Source organism: Pseudomonas caricapapayae, from assembly GCF_001400735.1.
Lineage (GTDB): Bacteria > Pseudomonadota > Gammaproteobacteria > Pseudomonadales > Pseudomonadaceae > Aquipseudomonas > Aquipseudomonas caricapapayae.
Window position 1 is genome coordinate 74513 of the sequence record NZ_LJPW01000188.1, and the last position, 25376, is coordinate 99888.

Consider the following 25376-nt stretch of genomic DNA (forward strand, 5'->3'; position numbering starts at 1 on the left):
TGCGATCACTGGCGCGCGGATTGACCGATGCCCGTAATCGGTGGTCAGAATGTTCACTGAAGGTTGTCCATCGGGCGTTCTCTGAGCCATCCCCAATCAGGAGTTGTGCATGTTTGAATCCGCTGAAATCGGTCACGCCATCGACGACGAGACCTACGAGGCTGCGTTGCCGGAATTGCGCGAGGCCTTGCTCGAGGCGCAGATAGACCTGCACGAGCAGGCCGGTCGACAGATCATCGTGCTGATCAACGGCATAGAAGGCGCAGGCAAGGGCGAAACCGTCAAACTGCTCAACGAATGGATGGACCCGCGGCTGATCGAGGTACGCACTTTCGATCAGCAGACCGATGAAGAACTGGCTCATCCACCCGCCTGGCGTTACTGGCGACAACTGCCTGCCAAAGGCCGCATGGGCATTTTCTTTGGCAACTGGTACAGCCAGATGCTGCAGGGCAGGATCCACGGCCGTTTCAAGGACGCTGTGCTCGATCAGGCCATCAGTGGCGCCGAGCGCCTGGAAAAAATGCTGTGTGATGAAGGCGCGCTGATTTTCAAATTCTGGTTTCACCTGTCCAAAAAACAGATGAAGCTGCGCCTCAAGACCCTCAAGGACGATCCGCTGCACAGCTGGCGCATCAGCCCGCTGGACTGGCAGCAATCCAGGACTTACGACAAGTTCGTGCGCTTCGGTGAGCGGGTGTTGCGCCGCACCAGCCGCGAATATGCGCCCTGGCATGTGATTGAGGGTGTGGACGCCAACTACCGCAGCCTGACAGTCGGACGCCTGCTGCTGGAAGGCATGCAGGCTGCAATCAACAAGGTCGAGCCTGAACCCGGCGCGCTGACAGTCGGCCCGTTGGCGATTCACGACAACGAACTGACATTGCTGGACAGTCTCGACCTCAGCCTGCACCTGAGCAAGGATGACTATCAGCAGCAACTGATTACCGAGCAGGCGCGTCTGTCCGGCAACATGCGTGACAAACGCATGAAAAGGCATGCACTGGTAGCAGTGTTCGAAGGCAACGACGCTGCTGGCAAGGGCGGCGCGATACGCCGTGTTGCTGCGGCGCTCGACCCGCGCCAGTACGCTATCGTACCCATCGCTGCTCCTACACAGGATGAGCGCGCGCAGCCTTACCTGTGGCGGTTCTGGCGACAGATACCGGCGCGCGGCAAATTCACCATCTTCGATCGCTCCTGGTACGGACGCGTGCTGGTCGAGCGGGTCGAGGGCTTTTGCAGCGAGTCCGACTGGAAGCGCGCGTATGCAGAAATCAACGATTTCGAAGAGCAGCTCACTGACGCGGGCATTGTGGTCGTCAAGTTCTGGCTGGCCATCGACCAGCAGACTCAGCTGGAGCGCTTTCAAGAGCGCGAAAAAATACCGTTCAAGCGCTACAAGATCACCGAAGATGACTGGCGCAACCGCAAGAAGTGGCCAGACTACCGCCAGGCGGTGGGCGACATGGTGGATCGCACCAGCACTGAAATCGCGCCGTGGACATTGATCGAGGCCAACGACAAGCGCTGGGCCAGAGTCAAGGTTCTGCGCACCCTCAACGACGCGCTGGAAGCGGCGTTTGCCAGGGACAAGAAGAAGTGATCGATTGCAAAACCGCGCTGACGGCTCCTGAATGCACTGCGGGGTGAAAGGCCTATTGCGGCTCATCTGCAGGGCTGCTGGCAGCCGGTTCGTCGGACACTTCAGAGACTGCCGGCTCATCAGGTGCCTGGAAATTACCATTCACCCATTGATGCAAGCGTGATGTGCAATGTGGGGCCGGTACGTCCTGACCGGAGTGGGTCACCTTGTCCGGCTGCCGGGCGTCTTCGGCAACGGGCGACATGGCTTCCACTGCCTGAAGGACTGCGCTGTAGAGCGGGTTCAGATCACGCATGACTTTCTCCCTGAAGAGGCTGAGCAGCCAGACAATGGCGCACCATCTGCCTTGATCCATTCAGGGCATTTCACTGAAGCCTAAGCGAGTTTCTACAAAGCCTCAGACAGTTTTCGCATAGGCGTTATGCAAAAAGAACACGTGTTTCAGGCGGGATACAGCAATCGCGGTCAACGCTTGCGCAGCGTCTTTTGCCTGAGAATATAAACGCTGACCAGCACTGCGCTGGTCAGCATGAAGGCGCGTGCCCACGGCTGTTGCACCAGGTAACACGACACGGAGATGCTGATCCACATCAGCCCGATTGCGCATACCTTGCCCTTGAGCGGGATACCGTTGCCTTCAAGGTAGTCACGGATCCACGGACCGAGCCGCGGGTGATTGACCAGCCAGTCGTAGAAGCGTGGAGAGCTGCGCGCGAAGCAGGCGGCGGCCAGCAGAAGAAACGGCGTGGTGGGCAGCACAGGCAGGAATATGCCGATGACGCCCAATACCACGCTCAACCAGCCAACGGCTATCAGCAGATAGCGCACCGAGCGATGACGGCTGGTGCGCGGTGAGTCTTGCGCCATAGGCGCTGGCTCAGTGGTGACGGGGCTTGAGGATCGCCGGCTTTTCGTCCGGCGCCTGGCAGAGCAGGTACAGGGCGGTCAGCGCTTCCGGGATTTGCACGATCATGTCGTCCATCAGGTTGGCGTCCTGAGCGATGTCGGCAAATTCCGGCTGTTCGTCGAACAGCCCCGAGCCGACCATGATGGGCAGGAGCATTTCGCTGACTTCTTCCTCGGCACTTTCGAACCAGGCGTTTTCACGCAGGAACACGCCTTCCATGAAGCCGATGCACCAGCCACGCAGGTCCGAGTCGTCCGGATCGTCGCCCAGGTCCAGATCGCACGGCAGCTCGAACTCTTCGTCCGAGGCCAGCTGGCGAGCAATATGCGCCTTCAGTGCAATCAGGGTGGCTTCGACTTCTGTCTGCTGCGCCTCACTGCTGTACTGCGGCGGCTCGGAAAACAGCGCGTCGATCCACTCGCGCTCCGGCACGTCTTCGGAGCAGATGGACAGGGCGGTCAGGTAGCCATGAGCGGCCACGTAGTCCAGTGCTTCTTCGTGCAGTTCATCTGCATCGAGGAAGACTTGCAGGCGGGTCAGTTGCTCAGCGAAGGACATGGAAGCGCTACCTTGAAAATAAACGATGCTGGATTCTAGGCCCTGAGCGTCCGTGGCGCCAGCGCGCAGGCCAATTGCAGTTAATTTCGACCGCTCATGTCCGAGTCATCCATTGCTCCCGAGCGCTCGGGTATACTCCCTCGTTTTGCAGTGCAGCAGGATATTCCGGGGTTTTTATGCTTGAGCAGGCACAACGCGTACTTAAAGACATCTTCGGTTACGACAGCTTTCGTGGTCGCCAGGGTGCCATTATTGAGCGTGTAGCCAACGGTGGCGATGCACTGGTGCTGATGCCGACCGGTGGTGGCAAGTCCCTGTGTTTCCAGGTGCCCGGGCTGTTGCGCGACGGTCTATGTGTGGTCGTGTCGCCGCTTATTGCGCTGATGGACGATCAGGTGGCCACGCTGGATGAACTGGGCGTATCTGCGGCTGCACTCAACTCGACCCTCAGCGCCGAGCAGCAGCGCGATCTGGCCAACCGCATTCGTCTGGGTGAAGTCAAAATGCTTTACCTGGCCCCCGAGCGTCTTGTCCAGCCGCGCATGCTGTCGTTCCTGCAAAACCTCAAGATCGCCCTGTTTGCCATCGACGAAGCGCACTGCGTGTCGCAATGGGGTCATGACTTCCGCCCCGAATACCTGCAACTGGGGCAATTGGCCGAGCTGTTCCCGGATGTGCCACGCATCGCGCTGACGGCCACTGCCGACAAGCGTACCCGCGAAGAGATCGTCACTCGGCTGCACCTGCAAAACGCCGAGCGTTTTCTGTCCAGCTTCGACCGGCCCAACATCTTCTACCGCATCGTGCCCAAGGAACAGCCACGCAAACAGTTGCTGGCATTCCTGTCGGAGCGGCGCAGCGATGCGGGTATCGTCTATTGCCTGTCACGCAAGAAAGTCGATGAGGTGGCCGTATTTCTCAGTGACAACGGCTATCCGGCGCTGCCCTATCATGCCGGCCTGCCGTCCGAAACCCGTGCTGCCAACCAGAAACGCTTTCTTAACGAAGAAGGGCTGATCATGGTGGCAACCATCGCGTTCGGCATGGGCATCGACAAACCCAACGTGCGCTTTGTTGCACACATGGACCTGCCCAAATCGCTTGAGGCCTATTATCAGGAAACCGGCCGGGCAGGGCGTGATGGTCTGCCTGCCGATGCCTGGATGGCTTACGGTCTGCAAGACGTGCTGATGCTCAAGCAGATGCTGCAGAACTCCGAAGGCGACGAGCGTCACAAGCGGCTGGAGCAGCACAAGCTCGATGCCATGCTGGCCCTGTGTGAAGAAACCCGCTGCCGTCGGCAGACCCTGCTGGCCTATTTCGACGAAGACATGCCCAACCCGTGCGGCCATTGCGACAACTGTGTCGACGGCGTGCAGACCTGGGATGCCACCGAACCAGCACGCCAGGCGTTGTCTGCCATCTACCGCACCGGTCAGCGCTATGGGGTCGGTCATCTGGTTGACGTGCTGCTCGGCAAATCCAACGACAAGGTAGAAAGCTTCGGCCATCAGCATCTGTCGGTATTCGGCGTCGGCAAGGCGCGCACCGAGGCCGAATGGCGCTCGCTGTTTCGCCAGCTGGTGGCACGCGGGCTGGCGGACATCGACCTTGAAGGCTATGGCGGCCTGCGGCTGAGCGACACCTGCCGCCCTTTGTTGCGTGGCGAGGTTTCTCTGGAACTGCGACGTGATCTCAAGCCACAAACCACCTCGAGAAGCAGTTCCGGCAGCCAGGCCAGCCAGTTGGTGCGCGGCGAAGAGCGCGAGCAGTGGGAAGCCCTGCGCGCGTTGCGGCGCAAGCTGGCCGAAGAGCACGCCGTGCCGCCATACGTTATTTTCCCGGACTCGACATTGCTGGAAATGCTGCGCAGCAAACCCGGTTCGATGGCCGAGATGGCCAGAGTCGGAGGGGTGGGTGCGCGCAAGCTGGAACGCTACGGCGAGGCCTTTCTCGAAGTGCTGAGTGGGAAGGCCGAGGCACCACGGGTGGTGGCCGACGTGCGGCACGAGCTGATCAGCCTGGCGCGTGCGGGGATGACACCGACGCAGATTGCCGGTCAGTTGCAGTGCTCGGAAAAGAACGTCTACACCCTGCTGGCCGAGGCTATCGGCAAGCAGCAGTTGTCCATCGAGCAGGCACTGGATTTGCCGGAAGACCTGCTGGGCGAGGTTCAGGATGCCTTTCTCGATGGCGAAGGAGAACTGCCCCCGGTGTCGGCGATTGCCGAGCAGTTTGCCGGGCGCGTGCCGGAGGGCGTTCTGTATTGCGTGCGAGCGGCGCTGCAATCGGAATTTGAGGTATAACAGCGTGCGACGAAACGTCACCGTCTCTTGCTTGCCTGAACATAAGGACCATGCTTAGCTCGCTAATAATTAGTTTGAATCATGAGTTTCCTTATGCCATTGACTGATGAACATCGTTTCGGGATGCAACTCGGACACCTCACCCGGGGCTGGCGCGCCGAGCTGGATCGTCGGCTGGCCGACCTTGGTCTGTCCCAGGCTCGCTGGCTGGTCCTGTTGCACCTTGCCCGCTTCAACGAGCCGCCCACCCAGCGCGAGCTGGCGCAGAGTGTGGGGGTTGAAGGACCGACCCTGGCGCGTTTGCTCGACAGCCTTGAAAAACAGGGCCTGGTCCAGCGTCAGGCAGTGGTCGAAGACCGACGTGCAAAAAAGATCCTGCTTAGCGAGACCGCATTGCCCCTGATCGAAAAGATTGAAACCATCGCCAATGTGTTGCGTATCGAGCTGTTCGAGGGCGTGAGCGAAGAAGATTTGCGCGTCAGCATGCGTGTGCATTCGCAGATTCTGGCCAATCTGGAAAGATCCTGAGACGAAGCCGGGCATTCTCAACCATAATCGTGCAACGGATACTGAAGTCCATCTGATTACGTGAGAAGCCTGCTGTGGTTTCCATAAGGGTTCGCATGCTGAAGAGTTCACTGGCTGCTGTCGAAGGTGCAGGTCGCAGGGCGTGCGCGGTTTTTTGCAAAAGCGTCATGGCGGCGTCATTGCTGACCTGCTCTACGCTGGCGTCAGCGTTGGGCCTGGGTGAAATCACTTTGCACTCAGCGCTTAATCAGCCGTTGAATGCCGAGATCCAGCTGCTGGAGACCGGCGGTCTCAGCAACGAAGACGTTGTCGCCCGGCTCGCTTCACCCGAGGCTTTTGCCAAGGCAGGCATAGAGCGGGTGTTCTTTCTCAATGACCTGCGCTTCACCCCTGTGCTGCGAGGTGATCGCGGCGTCATCCGGGTGGTTTCCAGCAAACCTGTTACCGAACCTTACCTGAGCTTTCTCGTCCAGCTGACGCGTCCGAATGGCGACTTGCTGCACGAGTACACCCTGCTGCTCGATCCTGCCACGTCGGCGCAGGGACTGGCCGCTACGCGCAGCCGCAATTCCCAGCGAACGACGACTTCCGCACAGGAAAGCCGCATGCCGGTCGCGCCACCGGCTGCCGTGCAGGGTAAGCATTACACAGTCGCCAATGGCGATACGCTGAACGGAATTGCCAGCCGTTTGCAGGGGCCAGGCAACAAGGTTTCGGCAAGCCAGTTGGCAGACGGTATTCGTCTGCTCAATCCGCAGGTGTTCGCAGCGGGTGCCGGTGCCGGGCTGAAAGTCGGCCAGGACCTGTTGCTGCCCGACTCCGCTGTCTTGCCAACCGCTGCGGCGGCGGCTGCCAGCCCGGCTGCTCCGCCACCCCAGCCTGCCGAGCTGCAGCGCACCGCCGAGCAGCTGTCGGCGGCGGCCATCGAAAACCAGCAACTGGTTCAATCGCTGGAAGCGCTCAAGGCCCAGACTCAGGAACTGCAAGAGCAGATGAGCGGCAAGGACAAGCAGATTACCGCGTTGCGCAGTGATCTTGCCGCTGCGCAATCCGCCGCCCGACCTGCCGCACCTGCAACGCCGCCAGCCACTCCTGTGCAGCCCTCTGTCGCTGTTACGCCGAGTAGCGATTCATTCCTGAGCCTGCCGATCTTGCTCGCTGTCGTGTTGATTATGCTTCTGCTTGCCGCGTTGGTTTATTCGAGACGACGCCAGCGCAAACAGTCCGCTGCGCCTGCTTTTGCCGCTTCTGCCGCGGACGATCAACTGATCAAGCCTGCTCAGGCGGCCATGCTTCCGGTGTTCGAAGTGCCTGCCGTCGCGCCGCAGCCTGTGCCCCAGACGCCACCGACACCGGCACCCGCCAAGGCAGCGGCTGCGCAACGTCCGGCTGGTGCTGTTCCGGATGCGCTGGACGGCGTCAGTATTTACATCGCTTACGGACGGTTTACCGAGGCGATGGGCATTCTGCGCAGCGCCCTGGAAAAGCAGCCCGAGCGCGATGACATTCGCATCCGTTTGCTGGAATTGCTGGCGGAGCAGGGGGACGGCAGCGGTTTCGTGCGTGAAGAGCAATCCGCGCTGGAGCATGGTGTCGACCCGCAGACCATTCAGGACATCCGCGACCGTTTTCCACAACTCAAGGCCGCCGAAGTTGCGCCTGCGACGCCTGTCATTCCGGTGGTTGCGGCTGCGGCTGCTGCGGTGTCTTTCGAGAAGACCGAGCCTGAGCCGGCTGCCTACCTGCAACCCGACCTGGAGCCTGAACCCGCGGCGCAGCTGGATGAAACGGCTGCAGCGGCACTGAATCCGCAGCACGCCGATGAGTTTCAGTTGAACCTGGATGACCTGTCGATGGACGCCGACTGGGATCTGGTCGATCCATTCGACAGTCCGCCGCCACGGCCCAAGCCAGCGGTTGCGGAGCCTGCGCCTGCCGAGGTCGATCCCGGTTTCTCTTCGGACCTGACTCAACTGCCGGAAGTCTTCGAACTCTCGGATGAGCAGTTCCTCAGCGATTTTTCCGAGCCCGATGTCATTGAGCCGATCGAAGTGGTAGCGCCAGCGGCCGTTGACGACCTGAGCGACGACTTCCTCGACAGCTTCATGAGCGATGACGCAGAGTTCGACCTGCTGGACCTTGAAGAACCACCGCTCAGCCAGATCAATCAGGCGCAGGTGCTGATCGAGGAGGGCGATCTCGAGTCGGCTCGTGAAATCCTGCAACAGGTCATTGCCGAGTCCGACGAAGAGCATCGGCGCATGGCGCGTGAGCTGCTGGCGGGTATCAGCTGAACCGGTGTTTTTGAAGGGGACCGGTCTTGCGTTTAGCTAACGAAAGATCGGTCGGATCCCGCGGCATTGCGGATACGCCACACAACCCCAGAACTCACCGGCATTCTTGCCGGTGCGCGCAACCTTGATCACCATCGGTTTCTTGCAGTGCGGGCACGCGGGTGGTGTGGGCTTTGCTACCGGTTTCGGTTGAGCAGGTTTGCGAGGCTTTTCCGGGCGTTTGACGGCTCCGGTCTCGACAGGCTTTCGCAGCGGCGGCGAGTGCGCTGCGGGTTCGCCGGGCAGCGTCTGCGCTTGCTGATCCCTTGCCTTGCCGGCAACTCTCGTCAATAGCCTGCGAAAGGTGCGGATGAGTGCCGCCAGAGCAGAGGTCGTTTTGCGTGCCATCAGGATGCCTTGAGTCGTGTCGCGTTCAGGGGCGGCATGGTGCAGACATCCTGGTTACGAAGCAAATCCCTGCACACAATCATGCCCGCCTGCCGGGCCGCAATCGGTTTAACGCCCGCCTGACGCTAAAGCCCTGTCTTTTGTGGGCGATAACAGGGCACGAGGACTGCCGGATGTCATCTTGAAAGGTGTGCTACACCTTCAATACACGCCCGGCATATCAAGCATTATCACGGAGTGAATTCTTAATGCGCGTCAACATGCCCATCACGCAGACTGAACGGACTTTTCCGGCATCTGAACGCCTCATCTCCACCACCGACCTGAACAGCCACATCACTTACTGCAACGACGCCTTCGTCACGCTGAGCGGCTTTACCCGCGAAGAACTGATCGGGCAGCCGCATAACCTCGTGCGCCATCCGGACATGCCTGCTTCGGTGTTCGCCCATATGTGGGAGACCATCAAGCAGGGCAAGCCGTGGATGGGCGTGGTCAAGAACCGCTCCAAGCAGGGCGACTATTACTGGGTCAGTGCCTACGTGACAGCGGTGTACGAAAATGGCCGTGTCGTTGGCTACGAGTCCGTTCGCTCGTTGCCGACCCGCGACCAGGTTCGCCGGGCAGAAGCGTTATATGCGCGATTGCGTGCCGGTAAATCGGCAGTGTCGACAACCCGCTCCGCGGCCTATCACCTGATTCGTCAGTTGCCGATGATCCTGTGTGCGCTTGCGCTGGCGGTCGGGGTTTATCTGCTGGATGACCTGGCCTCGATCATCATGATTCCGATTGTATTGATTGTGCTGGGTGGTTTTCTGGAAGTGCGTCATCGCAACAGCATTCGCAAGACCCTTGAAGAACACCCCAAGGCGTTCACCAGCGCGCTGGTTGCACTGACCTATAGCGACAACCGTGGCCCACAGGCGCAGCTCGACCTGGCCATGCTCAGTGAAGAAGCGCGCCTGCAAACCGCGTTGACGCGTCTTGCGGACACCGGCGAAAGCGTGCGTCAGCATGCCGGGCGGTCAGCGCAGTTGTCCCTGCGTCAGGCCGAGTCGCTGGATCAGCAGCGCAGCGAGGCGGATCAATCGGCCACGGCCATCAATCAGATGGCAGCGACCATTCAGGAAGTGACCCACAACGTACAGAACACCGCCCACGCTGCCGAAGAAGCCGACAAGCTGGCGCAACAAGGCCGTGGTCTGGCCGACGAAAGCCTGCTGGCGATTCGGCACATGGCCAACTCGGTTACTGACATCGGCAACGCTGTGGGTGAGCTGGCCAGCGCCACTCAGTCGATTGGCAGCGTGGTCGACGTGATCACCTCCATCGCCCAACAGACCAATCTGCTGGCGCTCAACGCAGCCATCGAAGCGGCGCGCGCCGGTGAGCAGGGGCGTGGCTTTGCAGTGGTGGCCGACGAGGTTCGCTCGCTGGCTTCTCGCACACAGTCCTCGACCGAGCAGATCCAGCAGATCATCACCTCGTTGCGTGACGGTGCCGACCGTGCGGTACAGACCGCCAGCAAAGGTGAGCAGATCTCTCAGGAAAGCGTTGCCAGCGTCGAAGCGGTGCAGAAGGCTCTGGACGGCATCAGCCAGTCGGTGACGCGCATCACCGGCATGAGCCAGCAAATGGCCTCGGCGTCCGAAGAGCAGAGCCACGTCGCGGAAAACATCAGCCAGCAGATCACCCGTATCGCGCAACTCTGCGACGAGAGCGCCAGCCAGGCGCAACAAGGCTCTCAGATCAGTGGCGAACTGGAAGAAATGGCGCAGTACCTGCACAGCCTTGCCGAGCGATTCAGTCGCTAAGCATGCGCAGGCGACGCAGAGCGTCCGGAGCGGCGTTACCACGCGGAGCGTGGTAACGAGAGTCGGGGTATTAAGCCTGCGTGTGTTTACACAAATCCCGACCCCACCACCTAGCGTGCCCATCGCTCCGCGTGGGCATGCAGTTCATGACGCTCTGCATCATCTGTTTGCAGTCAGGCAGACTCCATTCAGGTAACTGTCAGTGATTGTCGGACAATTGTTCTGTTGTCTGAATAAATAAGTCTCTTAACTGAAGTTGCTGAAGGTGTCGGCTAAAAACTGAATAAAAGAAGGTGCAGTGCAACTAAATAGCCACTACTCAATTCAGTTTTCTCCATATCAAAAAACAAAACAAACTCAATAGATTCAATCGGATATCACTGAGCTATATATCCAGTGATGCATTATTCTTATGTCCTTAAACTTGTATCAGAATTGAAATAAAACGGTTGCCAAGTGCATAACTGCGGACTATGTTCTGGAATCGCTCAATGAAGAGCCGACCATTATCAGGTGTGCAGGGATGCGAAAGTCCAAGCGTTCGGGTGCTGTCCGTTATTCGTTTAAACCTGTAGCAAGCGGCGCGCTGTGTGCGTTGTCTTTTACAGTCGGCTGTTCTGCATACGCAGACTATGTCGAGCAAGGCAAAGCGGGCGATGCTGCCAGTTGGCGCTCGGCAGAATTCCAGAGTGACTGGGGCCTGGGTCGCATTCAGGCTGACCACGCTTATGCCGCCGGTATCACTGGCGCAGGCGTCAGGATCGGTGCGCTGGACTCGGGTTTCGACCCTTCCCATCCGGAAGCCACGCCGTCCCGCTATCACGCGGTCACTGCCAGCGGCACCTACGTTGACGGTTCGCCCTTCAGCGTCACGGGTGCCATCAACCCGAACAACGATACCCACGGCACCCACGTCACCGGCACCATGGGCGCGGCCCGTGACGGTGTCGGCGTGCACGGTGTGGCGTACAACGCGCAGGTCTACGTCGGCAACACCAACCAGAACGACAGTTTCCTGTTCGGCCCGAGCCCGGACCCGCAGTATTTCAAGGCGGTGTACGGCGCACTGGCTGATGCCGGCGTACGCGCCATCAACAACAGCTGGGGCAGCCAGCCGTCCGACGTCACCTACGCCACCGAGGCGGGCGTGCGCGCTGCTTATGCCCAGCACTACAACCGCGGCACCTGGCTGGACGAAGCGGCGAACGTCTCGCGCAAGGGCGTGATCAACGTGTTCAGCGCAGGTAACACCGGGTACGCCAATGCCAGCGTCCGGGCGTCGCTGCCGTATTTCGAGCCAGACCTCGAAGGCCACTGGCTGGCCGTGTCGGGCCTCGACAGCAGCAACGGCCAGCGTTACAACCAGTGCGGTCTGTCCAGATACTGGTGCATCACCATGCCGGGGCGGTTGATCAACGGCACCGTGCCTGGCGGCGGCTACGGCATCAAGTCAGGCACTTCGATGTCTGCACCGCATGCTACCGGTGCCTTGGCGCTGGTCATGGAGCGCTTCCCGTATATGAACAACGAGCAGGCGCTGCAGGTATTGCTGACCACCGCCACCCAGCTCGATGGCTCGATTACTCAGGCACCGACCAGCAGCGTTGGCTGGGGCGTGGCCGATCTTGAGCGGGCAATGCGCGGTCCCGGCCAATTGCTCGGCACCTTCGACGCCAATCTGGGCGCGGGTCTGACTGATGTGTGGAGTAACAATATTTCCGATCAGGCGCTGATCCAGCGTCAGGCCGAGGACACCGTGGAGCAAGCCGCATGGCAGCAGACGCTGATCAGCAAAGGCTGGCAGAACGGTGTTGCCAGCACCGCCAGCCAGCAGGATCAGGCCGATTACGCCACCGGCACCGCTCGTGCCGCCGCGGCTGCGCAACGCCAGTATCAGGGCAGCCTGATCAAGTCAGGTGCAGGCCGCCTGATTCTTGAAGGCACCAACACCTACCGGGGCGACACACTGGTCAACGGCGGAGTGCTGTCAGTCAACGGCTCGCTGGTCTCAGCCGTGCAGGTCAACGCCGGCGGCACACTGGGTGGCAATGGCCAGATCGGCGGACTGACGGCGGGCAGCGGCGGTATCGTCGCGCCGGGCAATTCCATCGGTACGTTGCAGGTCAATGGCGATGTCGCCCTTGAGCCGGGGTCGACCTATGCCGTGGAGCTTTCATCGACGGCCAGTGACCGCATCGTCGCCACCGGCAGCGCAACGGTGTCAGGCGCAAACATGACCCTGGCGCTGGAGAACGCGACGCCGGTGGCCTTGAGTTCTGCACCGATACAAAGCGTCGTAAACCGGCAGTACAACGTGCTGCAAGCCGCCAGTGGTGTGAACGGCCAGTTCGGTTCAGTGACTTCAAACTACGCGTTTCTGGGTGGTCGACTCGACTACGCAGCCACCGGCGTCGTGCTTAATGTCGAGCAAACGTCCGCTTTCAACAGCGTGGCGCAAACCCCCAACCAGGCTGCTGTGGCGACTGCCGCCGAACAACTCGGCGCAGGCAATGCGGTGTATGAAAACCTGTTGCTCACCCAGAACGCAGCTGCTGCCCGAGACAGCTTTCAGCAACTGTCCGGCGAGATCTACCCGGCCATCGGCAGTGTGCTGATCAATGACAGCCGTCAGGTCCGTGATGCAGTGGGTGAGCGTCTGGGGTCGAGCGTGTTCGGCACCGATGGCAACACCGCTGCCCAAGACAATGTCTGGCTCAAGGCATTGGGTGCCTGGGGCAAAACCGACTCGCGTGACGATACCGCCGGTTACACCACCTCGATTGGCGGGCTGCTTGCCGGGGTCGATGGCAACATTGCCGACGACACGCGCCTGGGCGTTGTCGCGGGTTACAGCGACAGCTCGTTGAACATGGGCTCGGGCACGCATTCGCGGGCTTCGGTGGACAGCTACCATCTGGGTGCTTACATCGGCCACGAAATCGGCGCACTGCGCCTGGCCCTCGGCGGCGCGCACAGCTGGCATCGCATCGATGCGCAACGCGACGTGCAGGTCGGCGGCGCAGCGGGCAAGGAGAAAACCAGAAACGACGCGCAGAGCACGCAAGTGTTCACCGAGGCGGCGTACCGCATCCACTTGCAGCCTGCGACCCTCGAGCCGTTCGCCAACCTGGCCTACGTCCACCTCAATACCGACAGCTTCACCGAGAAAGGCGACGCGGCAGCGCTGTCTGCCGGTAGCGATAACCGCGATGCGGTGCTGAGCACCCTCGGCTTACGGGCGTTGAAAACCATCGCGATCACCGAACGGCAGAAGGTCGACCTGTCGGGCAGCCTCGGCTGGCAGCACAATCTGAGCGACATCGACTCCGAGCAGCACCTGGCATTTGCCTCGGGTGGTGGCAGTTTCGGTATCGAAAGCTCGCCACTGGTCCGTGACGCCGCGCTGGTCGGCGCCCACGCCAGCGTTGCGCTGAGCAAGGACGCGAGGATCAGCCTCGATTACAGCGGCCAACTGGCCAGTCGTGAGAACAGTCACGGCGTCGGCCTGAGCCTTAACTGGCAGTTCTAACCCCGGCAGTACCCAACCCCCAACCGAAAGAACGACGCGCATGCCGATGCATGCGCGCGGAGATTCGTGCGCGTTAACTAAGGACGGTAGCTTGATGAAAGATGCATTCACCACCCGACACACCTCTGTCAAACCCCTCGGTCAGGCCATTCGGGCCATCAACCGTGCCTCCTGCGGCGCGCTCGCCTGCTACCTGGCGACACTCGGCGTGGCTCATGCCGCACCTTATGTGGAAGCAGGGCAGGCGGGCAATGCGGCCAGCTGGCGCAGTGCCGAATTCAACGCCGACTGGGGCCTGGGCGCGATCAACGCCGATCAGGCTTACGCCGCTGGCTACAGTGGCAAAGGCATCAAACTGGGCATCTTCGACCAGCCGGTCTATGCCCCGCACCCGGAGTTCTCCAGCGCCAACAAGGTGGTCAATCTGGTCACCAGCGGCATTCGCGAATACACCGACCCGTACATCCCGGTGAAGGCGGGCGACGCCTTCCGCTACGACGGCGCGCCGACCCTGGACTCCGGTGGCAAACTCGGTAACCACGGCACCCACGTGGGCGGCATCGCCGGTGGCGACCGTGATGGCGGGCCGATGCACGGCGTGGCCTACAACGCGCAAATCATCAGCGCCGATAACGGCGACCCAGGCCCGGAAGACGGCATTGTGCTGGGCAACGACGGCGCGGTGTATCAAGCGGGCTGGAATGCGCTGGTCAGCAGCGGCGCGCGGGTCATCAACAACAGCTGGGGCATCGGCATCACCGACCGTTTCAGCAAAGGCGGTCGCGACCCGGCCTTCCCGCACTTCACCGTGCAGGACGCACAAGTGCAGTTCGATCAGATCAGTCAGATCCTCGGTACGCGTCCGGGTGGCGCGTATCAAGGCGCAATCGACGCAGCGCGCAGTGGTGTTGTGACCCTCTTCGCCGCAGGTAACGACTACAACCTCAACAACCCCGACGCGATGGCCGGGCTCGGCTATTTCGTACCGGACATCGCCCCCAACTGGCTGACTGTCGCTGCGCTGCAACAAAACCCCGACACTGCCGCCGCTGCGACCACGCCGTATACGCTGAGCACCTTCTCCTCGCGCTGCGGCTACACCGCCAGCTTCTGCGTCTCGGCACCGGGCACGCGCATCTACAGCTCGGTCCTCAACGGCACCAGCCTTGCAGACCTGACCGTCGGCTGGGCCAACAAGAACGGCACCTCGATGGCCGCGCCCCACGTCGCAGGCAGCATGGCAGTGCTGATGGAGCGCTTCCCCTACATGACCGGCGCGCAGGTCGCCGAGGTACTGAAAACCACCGCCACTGACCTCGGCGCACCGGGCGTCGACGCGCTGTATGGTTGGGGCATGATCAACCTCGGCAAAGCGGTCAACGGGCCGAGCATGTTCGTTACCGAGGCCGACATTCCTGCCGAGTTTCGTATCGACGGCGCGTATGGCGACAGCCAGTTCATTGCCGATTTGCCCGGCGTCGGTGCGATTGTCGATGCCGGCAAACCGACCCAACGCACCTGCACCGGGCCGCAATGCGGGCTTGATGTGTGGAGCAACGACATCTCCGGCCACGGCGGCCTGACCAAACAAGGCATCGGCACGCTGGTGTTGAGCGGTGCCAACAGCTACAGCGGTCCGACTCTAGTGAATCAAGGACGCCTGGCCATCAACGGCTCGCTGGCCTCGGCCGTCACCGTCAACAACGGCGGCATCCTGGGGGGCAATGGCAGCGTCGCATCGCTGACCGCCAATCAGGGCGGCACCGTCGCGCCGGGCAACTCCATCGGCACCCTGCAAGTGGCGGGCGACCTCAACCTGGCGCCGGGCTCGACCTATGCGGTCGAATTCTCACCCACCGCCAGCGACCGCATCGTGGCGGGCGGCACTGCAACCGTGAGCGGCGCGAACATGGCCCTGTCTCTGGAAAACGACAACGTCGCACTGCTTGGTAACAACCAGACCAGCAGCGTTCTGGGTCAGCAGTTCAACGTGCTACAAGCGGCGGGTGGCATTCAGGGTCAGTTCGGTTCGGTGACCGATAACTATGCCTTTCTGGACGGCAACCTGGCTTACACCGGCAGCGGCGTGACACTGGCCCTTGCCCGTAACGGCGACAGCTTCGCCAGCGCCGCACAAACCGACAACCAACGCAGCGTGGCCCAGGCCATCGAGCAACTGAATGCGGGCAACTCGGTCTACGAGAGCATCATCCTCAGCCAGGACACTGCCAGCGCACGCCGTGCGTTCACCCAACTATCGGGCGAAGTGCACCCGGCCATCGCCACACAATTGATCAACGACAGCCGCCAACTGCGCGACGCTGTAGGTGACCGCTTGCGCGTGGAAGGTTTGTACGACCAGCCGGCACCGGGCAGTGAAGACAACTCGGTGTGGGTCAAAGCGCTGGGTGCCTGGGGCAAAAACAGTGGCAGCAGCGACAGCGCCAGCTCGATCTCATCGTTGGGCGGCTTGCTTGCCGGTGTGGACGGCCCGATCAGCGAGCACACCCGCTTGGGCGCGATGGCAGGTTACAGCGACACCTCGCTGAGCCTGGGCGACGACACCCACTCGCGGGCCTCGGCAGACAGCTACCACTTGGGTGCCTACATCGGCCACGAACAGGGCGCACTTCGCCTCACCGCAGGCGCATCGCACAGCTGGCACCGCATCGACGTGAAACGCGACCTGCAATTCGGCGCGTTTTCCGACCGTCAAAAGGTCAAACGTGACGCCCAGTCCAGCCAGGTCTTCACCGAGGCCGCCTACCGCCTGAACCTGCAACCGCTGGCACTGGAGCCCTTCGCCAACCTGGCTTACGTCCACTTCGACAGCGACAGCTTCACCGAAAAAGGCGGTGCCACCGCACTCAAAGGCAGTGACGACACCCGCGACACCGTGCTCTCGACTCTGGGCATGCGCGCCGGAAACCGCTTCAACCTCAACGACACACAAAAACTGGACGTCTCCGCCAGCCTCGGCTGGCAGCACAACCTGAGCGACACCTCGTCCGAACAACACCTAGCCTTCGCCAGCGCAGGCAACAGCTTCAACGTGCAAAGCGTCTCAATGGACCGCGACGCCGCCGTCGTCGGCGCCCGCGCCAGCCTGGCACTGGGCAAGGACGCACGCATCAACCTGGACTACAACGGCTTGCTGGGCGCACGAGATAAAACCCACGGTGTGGGTCTCTCGCTGGATTGGCAGTTCTGATGGGTGATGCCTGCGGGGTGTAGTCGCCCCGCAGGCTCTAGACACCTAGCGTGCCCACCGCTCCGCGTCAAATCCAAGCCATCACTGCCTGATAACTCACGAATCCAAGCTTTTGGCCAAATACCGTGAAGCGCACCGGGCAACGCTTCTGCCCGCAGGGCGTAGGAGCGAACTTGTTCGCGATCTGCCGGGGATCGGCAGTAAAACCTATGCGTGCGATACATCCTCTGCAAACCGAGTCTCAAGATCGGGCTATTCAAACATCTCTAAAAAATATCTCCTCAAACAACCCAAATCCCCAACAACCACCTCAAAAAACAAAATTTGATGGCTCATTACCATCATGGTAAAACCTTGCAACAGACACTCGTCTGAACTCGCTAAGGAATAGCCATGAAAAAGACAGGGATAGGCTTCGTCGCCATACTCGCATTGCTCTGCGCGTTCACCGCACAGGCCAGAGAAACCCAGGTCACAGACGCCTCAATCGTCAAAGCCATCATCCAGGAGTCCATCGACAGCTACTCCGGCAACTGTCCTTGCCCTTACAACACTGCGCGCAACGGCAGCAGATGCGGCAAGCGCAGTGCGTATAGCCGTGAAGGTGGTGAGGAACCGACTTGCTACAAGGAAGACGTTACCAAAGAAATGATCAACGACTATCGGCGCCGCCTTAAAGACTGATCGACGAGACGCAATGGCCGTCACCCACACGGCACGGCCATCACTCCGCATTCAACTCAACCGAGAGGTGGGCAAAACCGCCCGCCACCAGGGCCTGTCCAAACTACGTGGCCGCGTGTCGACCTGCATCTGCGGATGCGCCAGCAACATCGGCATATCCCGCAACCGTATCCACGGCTCGCTGTGCCAGTGCAACATACTCACCGACAAACCCGGCCACTGCAGCATGCTCAGGTTCGGCGTGCAGTCATCGAACGGCACCTGCCCATCCCGCAACGCAGGCACCACCTCATGGGTAAGCCATTGCCGCAACCCACGATTCTCCGCGTGATAGTGATGCACCATCATCGCGTACGCGCCCGACTCACTGACCATCAACTCCGGCTCTGCTTTGCCATGCAGATCGAGCGTGATCATCCGGTGCTGGTCAGCGTCCAGCTTGCGCAACGTCCGCTCGTTCAAAGGCCAGCCAATCATGCGACCCAGATCGCGGGCGCTGAACCAGGGTTGGTTTTCGAGGAGGAGGGCGAGGAGTGGGCGGTTGTGGCGGTGGAAGGGGGGTGGGGTGAAACCGGTAAAATCCTCGTGTGCCTCACGAGCACTGCCCCGGAATAGATTGCTTAACATGCTGACCTCTACGTATGAGCTGAAATAACGTTAAAGACCAACGTAGAGCGGGCGTAAGAAATCCCAACTGAGTGGCTCAGCAAAGCCGAGATTCCCGTTCAGTCAGAACGACTGGAATCTGTGGCTAATGCTTGAACTCATTGTGTCTACGTTGGGCGTTTCTTAGGCACCGGCGCATACGATACGGGGGGTAGCGATATTTAGATATCGGACTGGGGAGGGTGAGGCTGTCAGGGGTTTCCGATCTTTCAGGCGTGCATCGGATCTCAGCAACCCATATCGTTCCAACGCTCCGCGCTCATCGTTAGACACAAGTCCTGAAGAGCCCGCAAATGGGGACATTCAGGCTTCTGCCCGTAGGGCGTGGGAGCGAACTTGTTCGCGAAGACGATGTTTTAGGCGCTGCATTTTCGGCGACTATCCGGCCCTTTCGCGAACAATGCGGATCGCCGCCCCGGTCGCTCTTACGGCCCTCGGCCAGAATCAAAAGCGGACTTGTGTATAACGATGAGCGCTCCGCGTGGGAATACAGTTCGCGACGCTCCGCGTCGCAGTCTCAAGGCAGCCACATAAACACGACGCCACCGACGCTTCGCTTTACCCATGCTGGCAATCTAGATACTGTTGTCGGACTTTTCCTACAAGGACGTTCGGCAATGCCTTCGCTCAATCAGATTTTCTTCGGTCCGCCCGGTACGGGGAAAACCTACGCCACAGTCGAAGCGACGTTGCAGATCCTTGATCAGCCTTTTCTTGCTAAAAATGCTGGTAGCCGATCAGCGCTGAAGGCTCGTTTCGACGAACTGCTCGCAGCAGGCGACGTGCGCTTTGTGACCTTTCATCAGAGCTTTAGCTATGAAGATTTTGTCGAAGGGCTACGCGCTACAACTGACGAGCAAGGTCAGATCCGTTACGAAGTGGTATCTGGCGTCTTCAAGAGCCTTTGCGAGTCAGTTGCGACTGAACTGAGCGGAAAGTACCGTGCATTCAAGGTCGGTGATCGCTACGGCACGGGCTATAAGGTAATTCGAGCAAATGACGATATTCTTGAGTTAGAAAAGCCAAAAGGCAAAAAATTTGGCCTTGCTATGAGTTTACTTAGTGCTCTGGCTGATGACGTTTCTCAAGGAGTACTGAGTGTTAATGATTTGAGCACAGGTAATTGGGAGGAAAAACTACCGAACTCTACTCATGATCCTTACTTGGTCAAAGGTTATCGTAATATCGTTCCCGTATTGATTGAACACATGCTCGGCAAGCGAAATGAAGATTTCCGGACGTCAAAGGTCGCTCAGAGTGAACGGCCAAAAGTGCTCATCATTGATGAGATCAACCGAGGCAACGTCTCGCGCATCTTCGGCGAGCTGATCACCCTCATCGAACCCTCCAAGCGTGCGGGCGCATCAGAGGCTCTCGAGGTCATGATGCCCTACTCGAAGGAGCGCTTCAGCATCCCCGGCAATATCCACTTGATCGGCACCATGAACACGGCTGACCGATCCTTGGCCGCGCTGGACATCGCCCTGCGTCGTCGCTTCACCTTCATCGAAGTCCCGCCTAATCCAGAGTTGCTTGATGAAGTGGAAGTTGATGGCATCGCCATCGACGAATTGCTCAGCGTGATGAATCAACGCATAGCGGCCCTGCTTGATCGAGACCACTGCCTTGGCCACGCTTACTTTATGCCGCTCAAAGATGAGCCTACGTTGGCGCGGTTGGAAGGTATTTTCCGCGAACAAATCCTGCCACTGCTTCAGGAGTATTTCTTCGAAGATTGGCAGCGCATCCAGTGGGTTCTCAACGACCAACGCAAAGCTCCGGAAAATAGTTTTCTGATTCAGCCGAGCCAAGACCTCATTTCGTTGTTTGGGGATACGGTCACGGTTGGCCAGAGCAATGAACGTTGGGAGCTGAATCTGCCAGCGTTCCAGAGGATTGAATCGTATCTTGGTGTGATTGATCACAACCTAAAGGTAGGTGCGCCGCTGGAAGCTAAGGACGTTAGAACGGATGGGGTAGATATAAGGCAGTCTGCCGATGGTCGCATCGATGTGTATCGCGGAGGTCAGCACATTAAGCCCGCGAAGCCGCTGTTGCGCGAACTTGCGAGCAAGCACGGCATCTCCATTACGTCCGCGTCGGGTAGCGAGCTGAATACGCGAAGCCTCGGACGCAAGATCGTTAAGTTTCTCAGCGAGCAGTAGGGGTGAAAACTACCGTTACGGTCCGAGAATATGCCCGACTGACGACCGGCAATATTCCCAACCCGACGCTCGATGTAGCCCAAGTGTCGCCCTCGGCTTTCGACTGGCTCTGCGAAACCAGTTCACGTTTTAGCAAAGCCGGCGCAGCGCTGGTGCAAGTTGAAGGCCGTCGCTGGCTGAAACTCGACAATTACGTTGGTGCGCTCGAAACACCCTGCGGCACGCGAATCGAAATCCTGCCCAAGCATTTCGAACAAGGTGACTGTATCCAGCAGAGCCGTGCTCTACTCAGGCGCATGATTCAGAAGTCACTGGACCTGCCAACGCGCAAAGTCGGTGCAACCGCGTTGCAGCGCTTCGATGCACCTTTGACTGAATGGGTGATGAGCAGCTTTCTAGAAGCCCTCGACCACCTCATCAAACGCGGCCTTCGCTTCGACTACCAGCGCGTGGAAGAAGAACAGCGGTATCTACGCGGTCAACTCAACACCGCCAGCCAGATGCGTCAACCTCCTGGCCGACAGCACCACTTCCAAATTCGTCACGACGTATTCCTGCCCGACCGGCCCGAGAACCGCCTTCTCAAAACAGCGTTAGACATCGTTTGTAAAACTACTCAAGACCCCGGTAACTGGCGCCTCTCCCACGAACTGCGCTCAGTATTGCTAGAGATCCCATACAGCCGAGACACCACTCAAGATTTCAAACAGTGGCGTCACGACCGGCTGATGGCTCACTACCAGCCGGTAAAGCCGTGGTGTGAACTCATCATCCAACAGCAAACGCCACTGGCGATTGCGGGTGAATGGCAGGGCATGAGCTTACTGTTCCCGATGGAGAAGCTGTTTGAACGCTACGTGGCTGCGTGCCTGAAAGATTCGCTGCCGCCAGATGCGACCCTGCATACCCAGCGCAGCAGTGAGTATCTGTGTACTCATGAGGACAAGAAGGCTTTTCTGCTACGGCCTGATCTGATGATTACGCAGGGAGAGAAGAGCTGGGTTCTGGACACTAAATGGAAGCGGCTCGACAGCGAGATGGGGAGCAAAAATTACGGCCTGAGCCAGGCTGATTTTTATCAGCTGTTTGCGTATGGGCAGAAGTATCTGGGCGGGCAGGGGGATTTGGTGCTGATCTATCCGAAGCGCGGGGCGTTTCAGGAGGCGCTGCCGGTTTTTGAGTTCTCGGAGAGGTTGCGGTTGTGGGTGGTGCCGTTTGATCTTGAGTTTGGTTATACGCAAGTATCTATAGACTTGGCAGGCATCAATCTCAAGCGAAATGTCTCGTTAGTACAGAATCCGATTTGAGTGCGTTGCAAAAATTCCAAATAGGTATATGAAAGCGATACGTACTGGTAGATACTGATGGTTGCGATATGCACTCATTGAAGTGATAAATTTCATTAAAACTCAAGGACGGTAAATGACTTCTCAAAAATTAGCAGTCTCGACCATTTACAAAGAAACTAAAGAATTTCTAATTATTGGGCTCACTGGTCGAACGGGATCTGGATGCACTACCGCTGCTGATAAATTGGCATCTCCTACTTTTGATATTCCTTCTGATGGTTATGAGGGGCTTTCCGTAAATGAATTAAAGAAGCACAAAATAATAAAAAAATACATTGATGCTGCCAGCTGGTCGCCATTTTATAAGCTGGAAGTTAGCGCATTAATAACGTTTCATTTGTTAGTGCTTCCTCAGGAGAAATTGGAAGTCTATTTGAAAAGTGTATTAGCTTCTGATGAGGATTTAAATAAAGTTGTACTTGCTTTTTTTGGTGAGTTTTCTGCTGTAAGACACGCTGCACTAGATAGAATTAAGCATGGGAATGATTTTAAGTCTGAGGCAGCAGCTGGATGGCACTCTCTCTATTTTAATGATATTCCAATTGTTACAAAATTCTTAAGGGGTATTGTTTCGGAGTCGGAGTTCACCAGTCTTTATCAGCGTACGGGAGATAATATAAGGTCTTCGGGTTGTGCGGACGATAATAGGTTTGATGCTGGGGAGATATTTAATTTCCCCAAGCATATCAATTTAATAATAAAAGTGGCGCGCTCAAATGCTAGATCATTAGGTGTTCAGTGTCGAATAGTAATTGATGCAATTAGAAATCCGTACGAAGCTTTTTATTTAAAACGTAGGTATGCCAACTTTTATCTGGTCTCTATAAATACTAACGACTCTCAGCGATTACTCAGTTTACGTACTTTTCGAAAATTATCTGATGATCAGATAGGTGCGCTAGATAAAAAGGAATATCCAAATAAACTGTCGGGGGCGCAAAGATTTGTCGCTCAGAATATTCAGGAATGTATTGAAAATTCTGATATTCATATACATAACTCTAAAGTCAGTGAGTTTTCTCATAACGATCTAGTTAGCCAGTTGGCTTGGTATATCACGTTAATGATCCATCCTGGTTTGGTTATGCCAACCTCAGCAGAAAACTGTATGCAAATAGCTTATTCGGCTAAGCATAGTTCTGGTTGTATTTCTAGGCAGGTTGGCGCTGTAGTGACTGATGCGAGCTATGGTATAAAATCAGTAGGATGGAATAGCACTCCCCAAGGCCAAACGCCCTGCCTGCTTCGGAGCGCAAGTGATCTTCTTGCTCGAGCTAATCCGGAAGATTTTAGTAGTTATGAATTAAATAACAAAAGTTTTCATAACGCTATTGAATATAAATACAAGGATCTAATTTTGATTGCGAAGGATGCAGGTCGCAATCTTTCGTTTTGTTTTAAAAGTGTTCAAAATGAAATTGAGGGTGAAAAAAATCAAGTCCACACTCGATCTTTGCATGCGGAAGAAAATGCTTTCTTGCAAATATCGAAGCATGGCGGGCAGAAAGTGTCGGGTGGTATATTGTTCACAACTGCTAGCCCTTGTGAATTGTGTGCGAAAAAAGCTTATCAGTTGGGTATAAAGAAGATAATCTACATCGATCCTTATCCGGGAATTGCTACTGATCACGTTCTTTCGGTCGGCCTTAATAGGCCAGCGCTCGAGTTGTTTCGCGGTGCAGTTGGTAGGGCTTTCTATCAATTGTATCAGCCCGTTATGCCTTACAAGGATGAATTAGAGTTGGTCTTTGATATTCCTCGATATATTAATTCTGAAAGAAAGTCGCTCAGCATGCTTGAAACGGAAAACAATATTTTGCGGGAGCGAATAAAGATTTTGGAGGCTGGATTGGTGCCAAATTAATCTGTAAAAGCTAATGGTGTTTACGATCAGGTTTAATTTCTGTAATTGAAAAAGGCCAAGGAACTCTCGCTCCCTGGCCTCTTCAAATTAACGAGTCAAAACCCCAACCCATCAATCCCAGCTCAACGCCCCACCCGTCTGATACTCAATAACCCGAGTCTCAAAGAAATTCTTCTCTTTCTTCAAGTCCATGATCTCGCTCATCCAAGGAAACGGATTCGTCGTTCCTGGATACTCTTCCTTCAAGCCAATCTGGCTCAGACGGCGGTTAGCGATGAATTTCAAATAGTCTTCCATCATCGCAGCGTTCATACCGAGTACGCCGCGGGGCATGGTGTCGCGGGCGTATTCGATTTCAAGCTGGGTGCCTTGCAGGATCATCTGCGTGGCTTCTTCTTTCATCTCGGCATCCCACAGGTGCGGGTTTTCGATTTTGATCTGGTTGATCACGTCGATGCCGAAGTTCAGGTGCATGGACTCGTCGCGCAGGATGTACTGGAACTGCTCGGCGACGCCGGTCATTTTGTTGCGGCGGCCCATGGAGAGGATCTGGGTGAAGCCGCAGTAGAAGAAGATGCCTTCCAGTACGCAGTAGTAGGCGATCAGGTTGCGCAGCAGTTCCTTGTCGGTTTCGACGGTGCCGGTTTCGAACTTCGGATCGGAGATCGAACGGGTGTATTTCAGGCCCCAGGCTGCCTTTTTGGCGACCGACGGGATCTCGTGGTACATGTTGAAGATCTCGCCTTCATCCATGGCCAGCGATTCGATGCAGTACTGGTAGGCGTGGGTGTGGATCGCCTCTTCGAAGGCCTGGCGCAGGATGTACTGGCGGCACTCCGGGTTGGTAATCAGGCGGTACACGGCCAGCACCAGGTTGTTGGCAACCAGCGAGTCGGCGGTGGAGAAGAAGCCCAGGTTGCGCATGACGATGCGGCGCTCGTCGTCGGTCAGGCCTTCCGGGTTTTTCCAGAGGGCGATGTCGGCGGTCATGTTGACTTCTTGCGGCATCCAGTGGTTTGCGCAACCGTCCAGGTACTTCTGCCAGGCCCAGTCGTACTTGAAAGGCACGAGCTGGTTGAGGTCGGCGCGGCAGTTGATCATCATTTTTTCGTCAACGGCGACGCGGGCGCTGGCGCCTTCGAGTTCGGCCAGGCCTTCAGCGACGTCCAGTGCATCCAGCGCTTTCTTGGCGCGGATCAGGGCAGCGGAGTCGGCGGCAGTCACAGCGCGGGCTTCCTGGGCTGCGAGGCCACCGGCGCTGTCGAGGCGGTCCATGTTGGCTTCGTTGGCATGACCGGCGTTGGTCGCTTTGGCGACTACTTCGCCTTCTTCTTTATCGAATTCGTCCCAGCTCAGCATGGTGTAATTCTCCTGCTTGAGGGTCAGTCGGGTGGACTGGCCTGTTGGATCTAGAGGGGGTGTTGCTTGCTTTAAGGTGTGGCGCGCAAGGAACATGAATTTTTGGCTTTTGAGGCCTTTGGGTGAGGAGGAGGGTGGCAAGGGGATGT

Annotated in this window: 17 protein-coding genes and 1 pseudogene; 12 read left to right on the top strand and 6 right to left on the bottom strand. The window is 57.9% G+C overall.

Going from position 1 to position 25376, the window contains the following annotated elements; all coding sequences use genetic code 11:
• The first annotated feature begins 109 nt into the window (after nucleotides 1-109).
• Nucleotides 110-1606, top strand: coding sequence for a polyphosphate:AMP phosphotransferase (gene pap / locus ALO80_RS28135; protein WP_054984323.1), 1497 nt, complete (start codon nucleotides 110-112; stop codon nucleotides 1604-1606).
• Nucleotides 1607-1658: 52 nt separating this feature from the next.
• Here the strand turns inward: pap and ALO80_RS28140 are convergent, their stop codons facing one another.
• The 3 genes from ALO80_RS28140 to ALO80_RS28150 all read right to left on the bottom strand — a co-directional run bounded on the left by ALO80_RS28140 (nucleotide 1659) and on the right by ALO80_RS28150 (nucleotide 3071).
• Nucleotides 1659-1901: a hypothetical protein gene (locus ALO80_RS28140; RefSeq protein WP_144434260.1), complete on the bottom strand. Its 243-nt coding sequence runs from the start codon at nucleotides 1899-1901 to the stop codon at nucleotides 1659-1661.
• 170 nt (nucleotides 1902-2071) lie between these two features.
• A complete protein-coding gene (locus tag ALO80_RS28145) occupies nucleotides 2072-2473 on the bottom strand; it encodes a YbaN family protein (protein ID WP_055004843.1) in 402 nt (133 codons plus the stop codon).
• A gap of 10 nt (nucleotides 2474-2483) precedes the next feature.
• Nucleotides 2484-3071: a UPF0149 family protein gene (locus ALO80_RS28150; protein ID WP_055004842.1), complete on the bottom strand. Its 588-nt coding sequence runs from the start codon at nucleotides 3069-3071 to the stop codon at nucleotides 2484-2486.
• 176 nt (nucleotides 3072-3247) lie between these two features.
• Between ALO80_RS28150 and recQ the strand changes: the two genes are divergently transcribed.
• From recQ to ALO80_RS28165, 3 genes are all read left to right on the top strand, one after another.
• Nucleotides 3248-5377: a DNA helicase RecQ gene (gene recQ, locus ALO80_RS28155; protein ID WP_055004841.1), complete on the top strand. Its 2130-nt coding sequence runs from the start codon at nucleotides 3248-3250 to the stop codon at nucleotides 5375-5377.
• Between the two features lie 93 nt (nucleotides 5378-5470).
• Nucleotides 5471-5905: a MarR family transcriptional regulator gene (locus ALO80_RS28160; RefSeq protein ID WP_054984328.1), complete on the top strand. Its 435-nt coding sequence runs from the start codon at nucleotides 5471-5473 to the stop codon at nucleotides 5903-5905.
• Between the two features lie 95 nt (nucleotides 5906-6000).
• A complete protein-coding gene (locus tag ALO80_RS28165; protein WP_055011342.1) occupies nucleotides 6001-8199 on the top strand; it encodes a FimV/HubP family polar landmark protein in 2199 nt (732 codons plus the stop codon).
• Nucleotides 8200-8235: 36 nt separating this feature from the next.
• On the opposite strand, the gene ALO80_RS28170 is transcribed toward ALO80_RS28165, so the two are convergent.
• A complete protein-coding gene (locus ALO80_RS28170; RefSeq protein ID WP_055011343.1) occupies nucleotides 8236-8586 on the bottom strand; it encodes a topoisomerase DNA-binding C4 zinc finger domain-containing protein in 351 nt (116 codons plus the stop codon).
• A 260-nt stretch (nucleotides 8587-8846) separates the two neighbouring features.
• Between ALO80_RS28170 and ALO80_RS32755 the strand changes: the two are divergent.
• The 5 genes and pseudogenes from ALO80_RS32755 to ALO80_RS28190 form a co-directional block, all read left to right on the top strand.
• Nucleotides 8847-9116, top strand: a pseudogene (locus tag ALO80_RS32755) (PAS domain-containing protein); the annotation flags it as partial.
• A gap of 249 nt (nucleotides 9117-9365) precedes the next feature.
• Nucleotides 9366-10400, top strand: coding sequence for a methyl-accepting chemotaxis protein (locus ALO80_RS28175; protein ID WP_428842118.1), 1035 nt, complete (start codon nucleotides 9366-9368; stop codon nucleotides 10398-10400).
• A gap of 523 nt (nucleotides 10401-10923) precedes the next feature.
• Nucleotides 10924-13929, top strand: a complete 3006-nt coding sequence (gene eprS, locus ALO80_RS28180; protein WP_055011345.1) for an autotransporter serine peptidase EprS — start codon at nucleotides 10924-10926, stop codon at nucleotides 13927-13929.
• 94 nt (nucleotides 13930-14023) lie between these two features.
• Nucleotides 14024-17140 carry an autotransporter serine protease gene (locus tag ALO80_RS28185; RefSeq protein WP_055011346.1) on the top strand — a complete coding sequence of 1039 codons (3117 nt, stop codon included), beginning with the start codon at nucleotides 14024-14026 and terminating at the stop codon, nucleotides 17138-17140.
• A 393-nt stretch (nucleotides 17141-17533) separates the two neighbouring features.
• Nucleotides 17534-17824: a DUF2059 domain-containing protein gene (locus tag ALO80_RS28190; protein WP_055011347.1), complete on the top strand. Its 291-nt coding sequence runs from the start codon at nucleotides 17534-17536 to the stop codon at nucleotides 17822-17824.
• Nucleotides 17825-17875: 51 nt separating this feature from the next.
• On the opposite strand, the gene ALO80_RS28195 is transcribed toward ALO80_RS28190, so the two are convergent.
• Nucleotides 17876-18451 carry a BRO-N domain-containing protein gene (locus ALO80_RS28195; protein ID WP_055011348.1) on the bottom strand — a complete coding sequence of 192 codons (576 nt, stop codon included), beginning with the start codon at nucleotides 18449-18451 and terminating at the stop codon, nucleotides 17876-17878.
• Between the two features lie 656 nt (nucleotides 18452-19107).
• Here ALO80_RS28195 and ALO80_RS28200 point away from each other — a divergent pair.
• From ALO80_RS28200 to ALO80_RS28210, 3 genes are all read left to right on the top strand, one after another.
• A complete protein-coding gene (locus ALO80_RS28200) occupies nucleotides 19108-20655 on the top strand; it encodes an McrB family protein (RefSeq protein ID WP_055011349.1) in 1548 nt (515 codons plus the stop codon).
• Nucleotides 20656-20657: 2 nt separating this feature from the next.
• Nucleotides 20658-21962, top strand: coding sequence for an McrC family protein (locus ALO80_RS28205; RefSeq protein WP_055011350.1), 1305 nt, complete (start codon nucleotides 20658-20660; stop codon nucleotides 21960-21962).
• Between the two features lie 115 nt (nucleotides 21963-22077).
• Nucleotides 22078-23868 carry a hypothetical protein gene (locus ALO80_RS28210; RefSeq protein ID WP_055011351.1) on the top strand — a complete coding sequence of 597 codons (1791 nt, stop codon included), beginning with the start codon at nucleotides 22078-22080 and terminating at the stop codon, nucleotides 23866-23868.
• 111 nt (nucleotides 23869-23979) lie between these two features.
• Here the strand turns inward: ALO80_RS28210 and ALO80_RS28215 are convergent, their stop codons facing one another.
• A complete protein-coding gene (locus ALO80_RS28215; protein ID WP_055011352.1) occupies nucleotides 23980-25227 on the bottom strand; it encodes a ribonucleotide-diphosphate reductase subunit beta in 1248 nt (415 codons plus the stop codon).
• Between the last annotated feature and the right edge of the window lie 149 nt (nucleotides 25228-25376).

Excerpts from the sequence above, each read along its gene's own strand:
- pap (WP_054984323.1), top strand. The coding sequence starts at position 110 with ATGTTTGAATCCGCTGAAATCGGTCACGCCATCGACGACGAGACCTAC.
- ALO80_RS28140 (WP_144434260.1), bottom strand. The coding sequence starts at position 1,901 with ATGCGTGATCTGAACCCGCTCTACAGCGCAGTCCTTCAGGCAGTGGAA.
- ALO80_RS28145 (WP_055004843.1), bottom strand. The coding sequence starts at position 2,473 with ATGGCGCAAGACTCACCGCGCACCAGCCGTCATCGCTCGGTGCGCTAT.
- ALO80_RS28150 (WP_055004842.1), bottom strand. The coding sequence starts at position 3,071 with ATGTCCTTCGCTGAGCAACTGACCCGCCTGCAAGTCTTCCTCGATGCA.
- recQ (WP_055004841.1), top strand. The coding sequence starts at position 3,248 with ATGCTTGAGCAGGCACAACGCGTACTTAAAGACATCTTCGGTTACGAC.
- ALO80_RS28160 (WP_054984328.1), top strand. The coding sequence starts at position 5,471 with ATGCCATTGACTGATGAACATCGTTTCGGGATGCAACTCGGACACCTC.
- ALO80_RS28165 (WP_055011342.1), top strand. The coding sequence starts at position 6,001 with ATGCTGAAGAGTTCACTGGCTGCTGTCGAAGGTGCAGGTCGCAGGGCG.
- ALO80_RS28170 (WP_055011343.1), bottom strand. The coding sequence starts at position 8,586 with ATGGCACGCAAAACGACCTCTGCTCTGGCGGCACTCATCCGCACCTTT.
- ALO80_RS28175 (WP_428842118.1), top strand. The coding sequence starts at position 9,366 with ATGATTCCGATTGTATTGATTGTGCTGGGTGGTTTTCTGGAAGTGCGT.
- eprS (WP_055011345.1), top strand. The coding sequence starts at position 10,924 with ATGCGAAAGTCCAAGCGTTCGGGTGCTGTCCGTTATTCGTTTAAACCT.
- ALO80_RS28185 (WP_055011346.1), top strand. The coding sequence starts at position 14,024 with ATGAAAGATGCATTCACCACCCGACACACCTCTGTCAAACCCCTCGGT.
- ALO80_RS28190 (WP_055011347.1), top strand. The coding sequence starts at position 17,534 with ATGAAAAAGACAGGGATAGGCTTCGTCGCCATACTCGCATTGCTCTGC.
- ALO80_RS28195 (WP_055011348.1), bottom strand. The coding sequence starts at position 18,451 with ATGTTAAGCAATCTATTCCGGGGCAGTGCTCGTGAGGCACACGAGGAT.
- ALO80_RS28200 (WP_055011349.1), top strand. The coding sequence starts at position 19,108 with ATGCCTTCGCTCAATCAGATTTTCTTCGGTCCGCCCGGTACGGGGAAA.
- ALO80_RS28210 (WP_055011351.1), top strand. The coding sequence starts at position 22,078 with ATGACTTCTCAAAAATTAGCAGTCTCGACCATTTACAAAGAAACTAAA.
- ALO80_RS28215 (WP_055011352.1), bottom strand. The coding sequence starts at position 25,227 with ATGCTGAGCTGGGACGAATTCGATAAAGAAGAAGGCGAAGTAGTCGCC.